Raw genomic sequence first — 13,441 nt, 5'->3', positions numbered from 1 at the left:
CGCCGCCGGACGGCGCCGGGGAGGACGGGCGGGCGGCCGGCGAGCCCGGCATCGGGCCGGTCAGCGGCACCGGGGACACCGGCGCGGCGCCCGGCCGCTCGTGCGGCAGGCTCTGCCGTTCGTTCTGCGGGCCGGGCTGGTAGGGGCCCCCGGCCGCGCGCTCGGACTGCGGCGCCGGCGCGAAGGTGTGCGGGGGCGTGCCATAGGCGCGGAGGTCGCTCGGCGACGAGTCGGTGGTCAGGGAACGCTCCCGGGTGTAGGGACGGATCTCGGTGGCCGGGCGGCGCCACGACGGGACGTCGTCCTCGGCGTCGAGCGCGGAGCCGGCGGACCACGGGCTCTCCCGCGGGGCCCAGCCGTTCACCAGGGCACGGTCACGCGACTCGGCACCGGTACCGCCTTCCGCGGTACCTGCGTCACCGTTCTGCCCTGTTTCGTCCACACCGCGCTCCTCGCTTGCCCCGTGCTGAGGCTACCGTGTTGTGGCAGTGGCGATAAGTTGCAGCGTTGCGACTTTTGCCCGCCCGGACGCGACCATCGCCGAACCGGGCAGCCGCGTCGGCACGCGCGGCGCGGAGACGAGCTCGGAGGTTGGTAGACATGACCGCTGCGTCCGGCGGAGCACAGACGGCGGGGCGCCCGACGCGCCTGCCGCGCTCCGCGCGTCGTAAGCAACTGCTTGCCGCCGCGCAGCAGATCTTCGTGGCTCAGGGCTACCACGCCGCCGCGATGGACGAGATCGCGGAGCGGGCGGGCGTCTCCAAGCCGGTGCTCTACCAGCACTTCCCCGGCAAGCTGGAGCTCTATCTCGCCCTGCTCGACACGCACTGCGACGCGATCATCGCCAAGGTCCGCGGCGCGATGCTGGCCACCCCGGACAACAAGGAGCGGGTCAAGGGCGCCGTCCGGGCCTACTTCGAGTTCATGGACCACGAGAGCGAGGCGTTCCGGCTCGTCTTCGAATCGGACCTGCGCAACGACCCGCAGGTGCGCGAGCGGGTCGAGCGGGTCGAGCAGGGGTGCATCGCCGCCATCACCGACACCGTGGTGTCGGACACAGGGCTGAGCCAGGCCAACGCCGAGCTGATCGCCTCCGGCCTGGTCGGAGCCGCGGGCCAGGCCGCGCAATACTGGCTGGCCGCCGGCCGGCAGACCCCCCAGGACGAGGCGGAGTCGCTGGTCGCGGCCCTGATCTGGCGTGGCATCGCGAGCTTCCCGCTGCAGGGTGAGTCAACGCCGGGCGCGCCTGCGGAAATCGGCTAGCCTTCAGTGCGTACAGACTGCTGAGAGGGAGGGACCCGTGGAGGTCAAGATCGGCGTGCAGTACGCCGCGCGCGAGCTGGTGCTGGAGAGCGCGCAGACGCCGGCCGAGGTCGAGCAGCTCGTGACCGAGGCGATGGCCAAGGAGAGCGTCCTGACCCTGACCGACGAGAAGGGCCGCAAGGTGATCGTGCCGACCGCCAAGCTGGCCTACGTGGAGATCGCCGAGAGCTCCAACCGCCCGTTCGGCTTCACCACGCGCTGAGCTGCGGCTCACCGCTTTCTCGAGGGTGGCGGGCGAGCCCGCCGCCTTCCTCGAGCGCCTGGGAAGGCCGACCTGCCACCCGTCCTGGACGGCGGGCGGGTCGGCCTTCCGCTCCTCTGGTGGCGTTTGTCATCCGGCGCGCTGGGGCCGGGTTCGCCCCTCGTCCCGGCCTTCGCGCCATTTGCGGCTTTTCCCGTTTCTCCCGGCGCCGGGCTTTTGCCGGACGGCGAAGCATAAGGCCCGGCATTTGCTCAGCAGCAGGTCCCGGGCATTGTCCCCTTTGCGCCAGGGGTGGGAAATCTCTCCGTCGGGTAGACTTGCAGCGTCGCCGCCCACATCGATCGTCAGCTGGTCTGCTTCAGACCCTCTGGACCCTTCCACTGGCTGGACTCCTCAGCTGGTTCGCCGCGGCGACGCGCGTGCGGCCCGCGAGCTCTCTCTCGCGTGTGGCCCGCGCCCTACCCAATCGCGCCCAGGAATTCGACGGGCGCACCACGAGAGGCACCCGTAGGACTTCATGACCGACATCGACACCAACGAGACAGAACCCGCCCTGGTCCCGGCGCTGACCCGCGCCCCCGTCCGCACCGACAGCCCGACCTTCGCCGAGCTGGGCGTCCGCGCCGAGACGGTGGAGGCGCTGGCGGCCGCCGGGATCACCAGGGCCTTCGCGATCCAGGAATATGCTCTGCCGATCGCGCTGCGCGGCACCGACCTCATCGGCCAGGCGCCGACCGGCACCGGCAAGACCCTCGGCTTCGGCCTGCCGCTCCTCGAGCGCATCACGTCGCCCGGCGAGGGCTCCGATGGCAAGCCGCAGGCACTCATCGTCGTCCCGACCCGCGAGCTCGGCCTCCAGGTCGCCCGCGACCTGGCCGCCGCCGGCGCCACCCGCGGCGTGCGCGTGCTGCCCATCTACGGCGGCGTGGCGTACGAGCCGCAGGTCGACGTCCTCAAGAAGGGCGTCGAGATCCTGGTCGGCACCCCCGGCCGGCTGCTCGACCTCGCCAAGCAGAAGCAGCTCAAGCTCGACTCCATCAAGGCCCTGGTGCTCGACGAGGCCGACCGGATGCTCGACCTGGGCTTCCTGGAGGACGTCGAGAAGATCCTCGCCATGCTCCCCGAGCAGCGGCAGACCATGCTCTTCTCGGCCACGATGCCCGACCCGATCGTCGCGCTGTCCCGCCGCTTCCTGCGCCACCCGGTGACGATCCACGCCGGCCACACCGCCGAGAGCGCCGCGTCGCCGCTGACCAAGCAGGTCGTCTACCGCACGCACCCGCTCAACAAGCTGGAGATGGTGGCGCGCATCCTGCAGGCGCACGGCCGCGGCCTCACCATGATCTTCACGCGTACGAAGCGGGCCGCCGACCGCGTCGCCGAGGACCTCGACTTCCGTGGCTTCGCCGTGGCCGCCGTGCACGGTGACCTGGGCCAGGGTGCCCGCGAGCGCGCCCTCCGCGCCTTCCGCACCGGCAAGATCGACGTCCTCGTCGCCACCGACGTCGCCGCCCGCGGCCTCGACGTCTCCGGTGTGACGCACGTCATCAACTACGACTGCCCCGAGGACCCGGAGACCTACACCCACCGCATCGGCCGCACCGGCCGCGCGGGTGCCACGGGCGTCGCCGTGACGTTCGTGGACTGGGAGGACATGCCGCGCTGGGCCCTCATCGACAAGTCGCTGGGCCTCAACGCCCCGCAGCCGCCGGAGACGTACCACACCTCCCCGGCGCTCTACTCCGACCTCGACATCCCGTCGGACATCTCGGGCACCCTGCCGACCGCCGAGCGCAACCGCGCGGGCCTCGCCGCCGAGGTCGAGGAGGACCTGGGCGGCACCCGCCGGCGCGGCCGCGGTGACCGTGGCGACCGTGGTGACAGCGGTCGCCCGCCGCGCTCGCGCAGCCGGTCCCGGAGCCGCTCGGGCGACGACAGCGCCGCTCCGGATTCCGCCTCCGACTCCACCTCCGGCGAGGTGGCGGCGGAGGACGCCCCGGCCCGCGCCCCGCGCAGCCGGCGCCGCCGCAAGCTGGTCACCGGCGCGGACGAAGCCGCCCCCGCGTCGGATTCGGCTGCCTCGGCAGACCTGGGCTCGCCGACTCTGACCGCCTCGTCGGCCGAGGGTGCCTCCGTGGCCGCCTCGCCGGCTGAGGGTGCCTCCGTGGCCGCCTCGGCGGATTCCGAGCCGGCCGGGGACTCCGCCGACGCCGGTGCGAAGCCGCGCCGCCGTCGTCGCCGCAGTGCGCGCCCTTCGGGTGAGGACGCCGGCTCCGAGGGCGCTGCCACCGGCGAGATGAGTGGCGGGTCCGAGGCCGGCGTGGGCACGGGCTCCGAGGACTGATCCCCAGCGTGACAAAGGGCGCCCCGCCGACCGGCGGGGCGCCCTTTTCGTGCCTTCACTTTCAGCGGCGCGGCTTTGCCTCGTGCTGTCTTCCTCGTGCCGCGGCCTGCCTGGCTGTTTTTTCAGTGCCGCGGCTCGAGTCCCAGGGCGGCGCAGGCCTCCTGGTACATGCGAACGGCCTCCGTCCGGATCTGCCGGCGCTCGGTGATCCGCTCGGAGAACGGGATGCGCACCGGCACGGCGATCCCGTTCACCGTCGCCTCGAAGTCCATCCCGTCGGCGTCCATGCTGGACACCCGGGCGGCGCTGGCGGCCCCGACCCCGCCGAGACCCCGCACGATGAGCACGTTGTCCTCGGCGTGGTCGTCGTTCATGTGCCGCGCGACCTGGTCGATGACCTCAGGGGGAAAAGTCATGGTCAGCCTTCCTGAGCCCAGCGCTCTTTGAGCTCGGCGAGCACGGCGATGTTCAACCGGTAGGCCTCCGTCACCTCGGCGAGAAAAAGCTCCTCCTCGCCGGGCGTGAAGCCGGTTTCGTCCAGCAACTCCCGGTACCGGGTGCGGAAGGCCGGCGGCTTGACCCCGTCGAAGACGAAGAAGCGGTGCCCGTCGCCCTCCAACCCGTACGCGCGGGCGATAGCCGGCCCCAGGAACTGGCCGCCGGAGAGGTCGCCGAGGTATCGCGTGTAGTGATGCGCGATGTACGCCCACGGCTGGTCGAAGGCGACCGCGTGCAGCCGCGCCCTGTACTCGGCGGTGGCCGGCAGCAACCCCTCGGGCTGCGCGGTGTCCGGAATGCCGCCGTTCAGGTGCTGCAGGTCGGCACTCAGCGCGGGAAGCCGCGTCAGCTCCGGGAACACGAACCGCCCGCCGACCGGGTCCCCGGCCATCGCGACGGTGGCCCGCTCCAGGGCCTCATAGATGTACCAGTGCTGGGTGGCCAGATCCGCGTACGCGGCGCGCGGCAGGGTGCCCGCGGCGAGCCGGTCGAGGAAACCACTGCCCTGGGCGGCGTCGTGGTCGGGACGGGTCCCGGTACGCAGCCGGACGGACAGCCGCTCAGTGGGAGGGTCGGCCAAGGTCATCGCAGCACCTCCATGCTTGGTTAGGGCAGCCTAACAAACGAAGCCCGAAGGGAGATCCACCAATTTCGTCCCCGCAATGGCCGGGCTGCCCCTCGCTTGTCACGACCGGCCGGCCTACTCCACGACGGTGGTGAAGGCAGCGGTGTGCACCTTGCCCGCGACCTGGTAGTCGAAGAACATCCGGTAACGACCAGGACCCGGAGCAGCCAGCCAGAACTTGACGGCCCCGTCGACCAGCGCGGGCTCGGGGTGGACATGCACGTAGCCGACGTCACCCTCGCGGAGCACGACCAGATGGCCGTACGCCCCGAGGTACGGCTGCAGCGCCACGGGCCCGCCGCTCTGGTCACGTACCGTCATGATGACCGGCTGCGTGGCCGTGGTGCTGGCCGTGCCCGCATAGCTCACCGTGAACCCGTCGCCCGACGCCTCGGTAGCCGGCGCGGGCAGCCCGACCGGCGCGTAGTTGCCGGCCACGGTCAGATCGACACCGAGCGTGGCCGGCGTCTGCTGCCCGCCCACGACAGCGGTGAAGTCGGCGATCGCCCGGTAACTGCCCGGCGCGGCGAGCGTCAGATCGATCGACCACGTCCCGTCCGGCGCCATCGCCGGGTGCAGGTGCTGGAACCCACTGAGATCCCGGCGTACGACCACCAGGTGCAGCGGCTTGTCATGCACGACCGAGTACGTGGTCACGGGCGCTCCCCCCGCGGCGGTGACCTTGAATCGGAGGGGCCGGCTCCGGCCGGCCGTGAACGTCGTGCTCTCTGGCACCAGCGTGAGCCCACTCGACGTGACGGCGAGGCCGCCCACCGACTGCGCCGCCGTAGTCGTCGACCCGGCGACCTGCGTGACCGTCCCATCCGTGTTGTGCACGTGCGGTGCGGCGCCGGTGTCGTCATGCGGGGCCGCCGTCGACATCCCCGCCATGTCATGACCGGCCTGACCCGTAGCGGCCGGCGCGGCGGCATTCTCGACGGAGTTGTTGAGGCGCCCGATCCCGTACCCGGCGAACAGCACCACCACGATCAGCGCACCGAACATCGCCAGCCGGAAGGCAGCGCTCCGCTCCCGTCCCTGCCCGCCCGCCAGCCCGATCTCCACCGGCGCGCCGCCCTGCCCGTCTTCGGCAGAGCCGGAACCGGCAGCCGTTGCACCCGCGACTGGCTCGGTATCGGCGGGCTGGGCGTCGACGGGCTGGGCGCCGGCGGCGGGTTCGGTGTCCGCGGGTCGGTCAGGCATCGGCGAGCTCGTACCCTGCCTCGTCCACCGCGGCTCGGACCTCCTCGGCGGGCAGCGGCTCGGCGCTGGTCACCGTGACGGCTCCGCTGCCGAGGTCCACCTGGACGTCCGCGACGCCCGGCAGGCCGGAGAGCTCGCTGGTGACGGCCTGGACGCAGTGTCCGCAGGTCATGCCGGTGACGGTGTAGGTGCTGGTGACGGCCATGGCTGGCGTTTCCTTCCCTCGGACTTTCCCATTGTTTCGCAGCGGCGTCCGTGACGGCGCGTCGGACTTCCGTCGACATCGGGCTGCGCGAGTGCGCGCCGCGCCCGTCAGGAACGGATCAACCGGGCGATCGCGTCCGACGCCTCTTTGACCTTGGCGCTCGGGTCCCCGGCGCGCGCGGCGTCGACCACGCAGTGCGCCAGGTGATCCTCCAGCAGCCCGACGGCGACCGCCTGAAGCGCGCTCTTGGCGGCCGAGATCTGGGTGAGGACATCGATGCAGTACGTGTCCTCGTCCACCATCCGCTGGAGCCCCCGGATCTGCCCCTCGATCCGCCGCAGCCGGCCGAGCAAGGCAGCCTTGTCGCCCGAGTACCCGTGCGGACCGTGATGGTCGTGCTCGCTGGTCATGACCCAACCATACCCCCCACCCGTATACACGCCCGGCCCGCCATCCCTCGCAAAAGCGTGGCTTAAGTCCGAATTGTGTCGTTATTTCGCTGTGCCGAACTCCCTCCTGCTCCGCGTCGCCGTGCTCCCTGTCGTGACCGCCGCACTGCTCCCCTTGCCAGCCGCCGCGCACCCTGCCCCACGCGCGCTCGAAGGACCCACCGCAGTCGCCCCGGCGACCGCCGCCTTCTCGCCCGCCGCCGCACACCCTGCCTCGCTCGCACTGGCCCCTTCCGCGCACGAGCACGTCGCACCCCTGCCGGCCCTGCACCGCCGCAAGGACCGGCCGACCGCCTCGGAGCTCGACAAGCGCATCACCGCCGCGGCCCGCCGCCTCGAAGTGGTCGTCGAGCACTACAACAACTCCCGCGACGACCTCCGCACCACCCGGTCGCGCATCCAGCAGCTCAACGCCCGGCTCCGCCCGCTCACCCGGGAACTCGAACAGCGGCAGGCACTCATGGACGCACTGCTCGCCCGCACCTACCAGCGCACGCGCTCGGGGCCGACCGTCGCCCTCTTCGCCGCGGACGACCCGCACCAGTTCGTCGACCGGCTTCTTGTCCTGCACGAGCTCGCCGCCGAGGAGCGCCGGGTCGCCGAGGACCTGCGCGCCGCGCGCACCAGGGTGAACAGCACCCGGACCGCCCTCACCGAGCTGGCTGCCCGGCAACAGCGCCAGCAGAGTCAGCTCACCCTGCGCAAGGCCGTGATCGAGGGCGAGGTCACCACCCTCAAACAGCTGCGCACGCTCGCCTATGCGGGCGGTTCGCGCTATCCCGGGCAGGGCGACATCCCCGTTCCCGACTACGTCGCCGGGCCCGCCGGTGATGTGGTCGCCTTCGCCTTCGCCCAGCTGGGCAAGCCCTACATCTGGGGCGCGGACGGCCCCGGCTCCTACGACTGCTCCGGGCTGACCCTCGCCGCCTGGCGCACCGCCGGGCGCTCGCTGCCGCACAACGCCGCCCGCCAGTACGCCACGACCGCCCGCCTCAGCCGTGGCGATCTGCGCCCCGGCGACCTCGTCTTCTTCTACAGCCCGGTCAGCCACGTCGGCGTCTACATCGGAGGCGGCCGGATGATCCACGCGCCCGAGTTCGGCGAGCACATCCGCGTCGCCACCATCGACTCCCAGCCGATCCACGGCTTCGGCCGCCCCTGAGCAACGGGTCCAGGCGCCGCGGCGGACGCCCGGGACGAGGTCGTTCATGACGATCAGCCGATCCCTCAGCCGGCCACGGCCAAGGCCAGCGGAAGCACCCCCGGCGCACCGGCCAGGCGGAGAGCCCGGCCGGCGATCGTCATCGTCCAGCCGGAGTCGACCAGGTCGTCCACCAGCAGCACAGGCCCGTCCAGCTGCGCCAGGGCCGCCGCGAGATCGGCCGGCACCGTGAACGAGTCGTGGAGGGCGAGCACCCGCTGCGCACTGTTGCCCCGGGGCCCGTCGTCGGGGCGCGGGCGGGTGGCGACCGTGCCGATCACCGGGAGACGCCCCACCCGGCCGATGTGGGCGGCAAGGCTGGCCACCAGCTCGGGTCTCCGGTGGGAGCCCATCGCGACCACGGCGACGGGCCGCTGCTCCCAGGCGTCGTCCCCGCGGGCCCAGGACTTGAGCACCTCGACGACGGCGCTCGCGACCGCGTCCGGGACAGCGGTGTCCGGTGCCTCCGGGGACACCAGCTCGCGCAGTCTCCCTCCCCAGCCGAGGTCCGACAGCCGGCCCACGGCCCGGCCCGGCAGGATCTGCTCGGCCGGCGGGATCTTGCCCTTGATCGGGACACCGACGGCGGGCAGCCCGCTGGGCCACAACTTCTTCGGGGCGATCTCCACGCCGGCGCGACCCAGGAAGGCACCGGCGGCGGCCAGCGCCTCCGCCGACACCTCGGTGTCGAACAGCGGCTCGGCACAGCGGTCACAGCGCCCGCAGGGGCGCGCCTCCGGGTCGTCGAGACAGCGGCGCAGGAACTCCATGCGGCAGGTGGGAGTGGCCGCGTACTCGATCATGGTCTGCTGCTCGGCCGTCCGCGCCTCCGCGACCCGGCGAAGGCGGGCACCGTCATAGGTCCATGGCTCCCCGGTCGCCACCCAGCCGCCCCGGGTGCGCCGGACGGCACCGTCGACGTCGAGCACCTTGAGCATCAGCTCCAGCCGGGCGCGACGCAGATCGACCACGGGCTCGAGCGCCTGCGTCGACATCGGACGGTCGGGAGCCAGCGCGCTCAGCACCGTGCGCACCTGATCCTCGGGCGGGAACGCGAGCGACGCGAAGTAGCGCCAGATCGCGGCATCCTCCCGGCCCGGCAGCAGGATGACCTCGGCGTGGTCGACCGCCCGGCCCGCGCGCCCGACCTGCTGGTAATAGGCGATCGGGGACGGCGGGGCGCCGAGGTGCACCACGAAGCCGAGGTCGGGCTTGTCGAAACCCATGCCGAGCGCCGACGTGGCGACCAGCGCCTTGATCTTGTTGTCGAGCAGATCCTGCTCCGCGGCGCGACGGTCGGCGTCCTCGACCTGGCCCGAGTAGGACGCCACCGCGAACCCGCGCGAGCGCAGGAAGTCGGCCGTCTCGGTGGCAGCGGCCACGGTCAGCGTGTAGATGATGCCGGATCCGGGAAGCCGGTCGAGGTGATCGGCGAGCCAGGCCAGCCGATGCACCGGGTCGGGCAGATCGAGCACCGCGAGACGCAGGGAGTCACGCTCGAGCGGACCGCGCAGCACCAGCGCGTCACCGAGCTGGTCGGCCACGTCGGCGGTCACCCGCGCGTTGGCGGTGGCGGTGGTGGCGAGCACTGGCGTGCGCCCCGGCAACCCCTCCAGGAACGTGCGCAGCCGCCGGTAGTCCGGACGGAAGTCGTGCCCCCAGTCGGAGACACAGTGCGCCTCGTCGACCACGAGCAGGCCGGTGCCGGCCGCCAGCCCGGGCAGCACGTTGTCGCGGAAGTCGGGGTTGTTGAGCCGCTCCGGGCTGATCAGCAGCACGTCGACCGCGCCGGCGCGGATCTCGGCGGTGATCTCGTCCCACTCGTCGAGGTTGGCCGAGTTGATCGTGCGGGCGCTGATGCCGGCGCGGGCCGCCGCCTCCACCTGGTTGCGCATGAGGGCGAGCAGCGGCGACACGATGACGGTCGGACCGGCCGGCGGCTCCCCCGGCTCCGCCGTGATGCCGTCGCGCAGGAGCGCGGTGGCGACGAAGTACACCGCCGACTTGCCCCACCCCGTACGCTGCACGCACAACACCCGGCGCCGGTCGACGACCAGGGCCTCGATCGCCCGCCACTGGTCCTCGCGCAGCACCGCGTGCTCGCCGGCCAACCGGCGCAGAACTTCCTCGGCGCACTCGCGGACGGCTGCCCGTTCGGCGTCGCTGACGGGTTCTCGGTTCATCTCGGCCACGCCGCAATGTCTACCAGCCGGGGCCGACGAAAATCGGGTTGTCCACAGGCTCCGGCGTTATCCACAGGGGCGATCCGGATCACTTTGACCCGACGTGGCGGCGGTGGCACCTTGGTGGGCGTCCGGATGGTTCGCCTACCTTGACAACTCCACAGCGACGGGGCTCAACGCCCCAGCACGGACCCGCCGTTGACGTTGATGATCTGGCCTGTGACATAGGTGCCGCCGGGGCCGGCCAGCCAGCGCACGGCCTCCGCGATGTCCGAGGGCTCGCCGGGGCGCTTGATGAGGTTGGCGTCGACCCGCCGGCGATGGCCTTCCTCGGTCATGCGGCCGTCGAAGAACTCACTGTCCGTCACATACCCGGGCGCGATCACGTTCGCCGTGATGCCGTCGGGGCCGAACTGGGCCGCGAGATCGAACATGAGGCCGTGCAGCGCCGCCTTGGCCGCCGAGTAGGGGCCGCCCCCACCGCGCTGGGCGGCGATGGAGCTCACCAGGATGACCCGTGCGCCCGGCCGGCGCAGCCGTGGGCGCAGAGCCTCGGTCACCAGCACGGCGGACGTGACGTTCGAGTCGAAGGCGGCGTGCCAGCGCGCCTTGAGATCGGCCAGCGTGGCGTCGTCACCGGAGATGAAGGCACCGGCGTTGTTGAAGAGGACGTCCACCTCCCGGTCACCCACCGCCTCGACGATCGCGGGGACCTGAGCGGGCTCGGAGCAGTCGGCGACGACCGCGGACGCCTGCGGGCCGATCCACTTGACCGCATCGGCGAGCACCTCGGGCCGGCGCCCGACGATGATCACGTCGTAGCCCTCCCCCGCCAGCATGCCGGCCGTCGCCCGCCCGATGCCCGTTCCGCCCCCGCTGATCACCGCAAGCCTCGCCATGCCGCCGACTCTATCGTCGTGTCCCGGCGCAGAAGCGCCGCCGCCCTCGCGAACCCCGGCCGGACCGGCTGTTCGCCTCTGAGGCATATGACCGTGTCCTGGCGGGCACAGAGGTCCGGGCCGTGCGCGCCGGGGGCGACGCGCGGGAATGTTTCTCGATTCGGGCGGCCGAGTAAGGCACCCTGACCGGGGATGTCGGGCGAAGGCGGAGGTTGTGGAGTGCGCGGACGGTCACCGTGGCGGTATCCGGCCCGGATCGTGCCCCTCGCCTTTCTCGGGGCCATCGGCATCGGGACCGTGTTGATGATGCTGCCCGCGGCGCGGGCCGAGCCGGGGCATGCGCCGTTCGTCACGGCACTGTTCACGGCCACGAGCGCCGTGTGTGTCACCGGACTCGCGGTGGTCGATACCCCCACGTACTGGTCGGGCTTCGGGCTGGTGTTGCTGACCGTGCTGTCCCAGGTGGGCGGCTTCGGGATCATGACGCTGGCGACGCTGCTCAGCCTGCTGGTGTCGCGCCGGCTCGGGCTGCGCGGCCGGCTGATGGCCCAGGCGGAAAGCGCGGGGCTGGGCGGCAACGTCGGCGGGGTGCTGATCCGGGTGGCGCTGGTCATGCTGGTGTCCGAGGCGCTGATCAGCGTGGTGCTGACGTTGCGCTTCTGGCTCACGTACGACTATCCGTTCGGGCGCGCCGTGTGGGAGGCGGTGTTCCACGCGGTGCAGTCCTTCAACAACGCGGGGTTCGCGCTGTACCCGGACAGCCTGGTGCGGTTCGTGGGCGACTGGTGGATCTGCGTCCCGCTGGCACTCGGGGTGCTGGCCGGGTCGATCGGTTTCCCCGTCATGTTCGAGCTGGCCCGCGAGTGGCGCACCCCGGGGAGCTGGTCGACGCACACGCGGCTGACCGTGTGGGGGACCGTGCTGTTCAGCGTCACCGGTTTCCTGGTGTTCCTGTCCTTCGAGTGGAGCAACCCGGGCACGCTCGGGCCGCTGGGCGCCTCCACGAAGGTGCTCGCCGCGTTCACGCAGGACGTGATGACGCGCTCGGGCGGCTTCAACAGCATCAACCTGGGCAACATGAACACCGAGACGATCGCGGTGACGAACGGGCTGATGTTCATCGGCGGCAGCAGCGCCAGCACGGCGGGCGGCATCAAGATCACGACATTCCTGCTGCTGGCGTTCGTGATCTGGGCGGAGCTGCGCGGCGAGCCGGATGTGGTGATCAGGAAGCGGCGGATCGCGGAGGAGACGCAGCGGCAGGCCATCACGGTCGCCCTGCTGGGCGTGGCCCTGGTGGCTACGGGGACCCTCGCGCTGATCGCGCTGACCGACGGGGTGCCGTTCGACCGGGCGCTGTTCGAGGTGACCTCGGCATTCGCGACGGTGGGGCTGAGCACCGGCATCACGCCGAACCTGCCGCCCTCGGCGCAGCTGGTCCTCGTGGCTCTGATGTACGTCGGGCGCGTGGGCACCATCGCGGTCGGCACCGCCATCGCCCTGAACACCCGGCGCCGGCTCTATCGCTATCCCGAAGAGCGCCCGCTGGTGGGATGAGCGGAAGCGCATGGCGAGACGCAACGACAACGAGGAGAAGAGCAGCATGCCGGAGACGTCCGACAACGTCGTGGTGGTCGGCCTGGGCCGGTTCGGGGGCTCGGTCGCGGAGTCACTGGTCAATCTTGGTCACGAGGTGCTCGGGATCGATTCCGACCCGCGCATCGTGCAGGACTGGTCGGACCGGCTGACGCACGTGGTGGAGGCGGACGCCACGGACACCGACGCCCTGCGGCAGCTGGGGGTGCAGGACTTCTCGCGGGCGGTCGTCGGGATCGGGACGAACCTGGAGACCAGCGTGCTCACCGTGCTGACGCTCGCCGAGGTCGGCGTCAGCGAGATCTGGGCCAAGGCGACCAGCCAGAAGCACGGCCAGATCCTGTCCCGGGTGGGCGCCCGGCACGTGATCCACCCCGAGTCGGAGATGGGCGAGCGGGTCGCGCACCTGATCACCGGGCGGATGCTGGACTACATCGAGTTCGACGACGGGTTCGCGATCTCCAAGGTCCGCGCGCCCGAGGAGGCGGTGGGGCGGTCGCTGGCCGAGATCGGGCTGCGCAGCAAGTGGGGAGTCACCGTGGTGGGCACGAAGCTGCCGGGTCAGGACTTCACGTACGCCCGGCCGGAGACCGTCGTCCCGGAGGGCTGCCTGCTGATAGTGGCGGGTGACACCGCGAAGGTCGAGCGCTTCGCCGGGGTCACCAAGGAATGACCACCCGGCGCGGGAGGGCCTGATCCTGGTCGCCTGCTTC

At 71.8% G+C, this 13,441-nt stretch carries 13 protein-coding genes and 1 pseudogene; 6 read left to right on the top strand and 8 right to left on the bottom strand.

The features are described from left to right. Positions 1-364: pseudogene (locus RBH18_RS39430) on the bottom strand (hypothetical protein); the annotation flags it as partial. 236 nt (positions 365-600) lie between these two features. Between RBH18_RS39430 and RBH18_RS39425 the strand changes: the two are divergent. The 3 genes from RBH18_RS39425 (at position 601) to RBH18_RS39415 (ending at position 3,869) form a co-directional block, all read left to right on the top strand. Beyond that, positions 601-1,263: a TetR/AcrR family transcriptional regulator gene (locus tag RBH18_RS39425; RefSeq protein ID WP_306215623.1), complete on the top strand. Its 663-nt coding sequence runs from the start codon at positions 601-603 to the stop codon at positions 1,261-1,263. 37 nt (positions 1,264-1,300) lie between these two features. Further along, positions 1,301-1,525, top strand: a complete 225-nt coding sequence (locus RBH18_RS39420) for a DUF3107 domain-containing protein (protein ID WP_305786059.1) — start codon at positions 1,301-1,303, stop codon at positions 1,523-1,525. A gap of 517 nt (positions 1,526-2,042) precedes the next feature. After that, on the top strand, positions 2,043-3,869 hold the full coding sequence (locus RBH18_RS39415) for a DEAD/DEAH box helicase (protein ID WP_306215621.1): 1,827 nt from the start codon (positions 2,043-2,045) through the stop codon (positions 3,867-3,869). A gap of 122 nt (positions 3,870-3,991) precedes the next feature. Here the strand turns inward: RBH18_RS39415 and RBH18_RS39410 are convergent, their stop codons facing one another. From RBH18_RS39410 to RBH18_RS39390, 5 genes are all read right to left on the bottom strand, one after another. Next, positions 3,992-4,285, bottom strand: coding sequence for a DUF2470 domain-containing protein (locus tag RBH18_RS39410; RefSeq protein ID WP_306215620.1), 294 nt, complete (start codon positions 4,283-4,285; stop codon positions 3,992-3,994). Between the two features lie 2 nt (positions 4,286-4,287). Further along, complete coding sequence (locus tag RBH18_RS39405; protein WP_306215619.1) at positions 4,288-4,953, bottom strand: biliverdin-producing heme oxygenase; 666 nt, start codon at positions 4,951-4,953, stop codon at positions 4,288-4,290. A gap of 114 nt (positions 4,954-5,067) precedes the next feature. Next, positions 5,068-6,195 (bottom strand): hypothetical protein, encoded by a 1,128-nt coding sequence (locus RBH18_RS39400; protein WP_306215618.1) that lies wholly within the window; start codon positions 6,193-6,195, stop codon positions 5,068-5,070. Continuing rightward, complete coding sequence (locus RBH18_RS39395) at positions 6,188-6,400, bottom strand: heavy-metal-associated domain-containing protein (RefSeq protein ID WP_306215616.1); 213 nt, start codon at positions 6,398-6,400, stop codon at positions 6,188-6,190. Before RBH18_RS39395 ends, RBH18_RS39400 begins: the two co-directional genes overlap by 8 nt. A 107-nt stretch (positions 6,401-6,507) precedes the next feature. Continuing rightward, a complete protein-coding gene (locus RBH18_RS39390; protein WP_306215615.1) occupies positions 6,508-6,810 on the bottom strand; it encodes a metal-sensitive transcriptional regulator in 303 nt (100 codons plus the stop codon). Positions 6,811-6,901: 91 nt separating this feature from the next. Between RBH18_RS39390 and RBH18_RS39385 the strand changes: the two genes are divergently transcribed. Then, complete coding sequence (locus RBH18_RS39385) at positions 6,902-8,011, top strand: C40 family peptidase (RefSeq protein ID WP_306215614.1); 1,110 nt, start codon at positions 6,902-6,904, stop codon at positions 8,009-8,011. A 65-nt stretch (positions 8,012-8,076) separates the two neighbouring features. Here RBH18_RS39385 and RBH18_RS39380 read toward each other — a convergent pair whose 3' ends face one another. Both RBH18_RS39380 and RBH18_RS39375 read right to left on the bottom strand, forming a co-directional pair. After that, positions 8,077-10,233 carry a RecQ family ATP-dependent DNA helicase gene (locus RBH18_RS39380; RefSeq protein ID WP_306215613.1) on the bottom strand — a complete coding sequence of 719 codons (2,157 nt, stop codon included), beginning with the start codon at positions 10,231-10,233 and terminating at the stop codon, positions 8,077-8,079. Between the two features lie 173 nt (positions 10,234-10,406). Next, a complete protein-coding gene (locus tag RBH18_RS39375) occupies positions 10,407-11,132 on the bottom strand; it encodes an SDR family NAD(P)-dependent oxidoreductase (protein WP_306215612.1) in 726 nt (241 codons plus the stop codon). 258 nt (positions 11,133-11,390) lie between these two features. Here RBH18_RS39375 and RBH18_RS39370 point away from each other — a divergent pair, with 258 nt between their 5' ends. Further along, complete coding sequence (locus tag RBH18_RS39370) at positions 11,391-12,689, top strand: TrkH family potassium uptake protein (protein WP_306215624.1); 1,299 nt, start codon at positions 11,391-11,393, stop codon at positions 12,687-12,689. A gap of 10 nt (positions 12,690-12,699) precedes the next feature. Next, on the top strand, positions 12,700-13,401 hold the full coding sequence (locus tag RBH18_RS39365) for a potassium channel family protein (RefSeq protein WP_306215611.1): 702 nt from the start codon (positions 12,700-12,702) through the stop codon (positions 13,399-13,401). The last annotated feature ends 40 nt before the right edge of the window (positions 13,402-13,441 follow it).

The sequence above is a fragment of the Actinoplanes oryzae genome (assembly GCF_030757795.1).
GTDB lineage: Bacteria > Actinomycetota > Actinomycetes > Mycobacteriales > Micromonosporaceae > Actinoplanes.
The sequence above is the reverse complement of the archived record's forward strand: the minus strand, read 5'-3'. Positions and strand labels throughout refer to the sequence as shown.

Excerpts from the sequence above, each read along its gene's own strand:
- RBH18_RS39415 (WP_306215621.1), top strand. The coding sequence starts at position 2,043 with ATGACCGACATCGACACCAACGAGACAGAACCCGCCCTGGTCCCGGCG.
- RBH18_RS39375 (WP_306215612.1), bottom strand. The coding sequence starts at position 11,132 with ATGGCGAGGCTTGCGGTGATCAGCGGGGGCGGAACGGGCATCGGGCGG.
- RBH18_RS39405 (WP_306215619.1), bottom strand. The coding sequence starts at position 4,953 with ATGACCTTGGCCGACCCTCCCACTGAGCGGCTGTCCGTCCGGCTGCGT.
- RBH18_RS39365 (WP_306215611.1), top strand. The coding sequence starts at position 12,700 with ATGGCGAGACGCAACGACAACGAGGAGAAGAGCAGCATGCCGGAGACG.
- RBH18_RS39425 (WP_306215623.1), top strand. The coding sequence starts at position 601 with ATGACCGCTGCGTCCGGCGGAGCACAGACGGCGGGGCGCCCGACGCGC.
- RBH18_RS39400 (WP_306215618.1), bottom strand. The coding sequence starts at position 6,195 with ATGCCTGACCGACCCGCGGACACCGAACCCGCCGCCGGCGCCCAGCCC.
- RBH18_RS39395 (WP_306215616.1), bottom strand. The coding sequence starts at position 6,400 with ATGGCCGTCACCAGCACCTACACCGTCACCGGCATGACCTGCGGACAC.
- RBH18_RS39410 (WP_306215620.1), bottom strand. The coding sequence starts at position 4,285 with ATGACTTTTCCCCCTGAGGTCATCGACCAGGTCGCGCGGCACATGAAC.
- RBH18_RS39390 (WP_306215615.1), bottom strand. The coding sequence starts at position 6,810 with ATGACCAGCGAGCACGACCATCACGGTCCGCACGGGTACTCGGGCGAC.
- RBH18_RS39380 (WP_306215613.1), bottom strand. The coding sequence starts at position 10,233 with ATGAACCGAGAACCCGTCAGCGACGCCGAACGGGCAGCCGTCCGCGAG.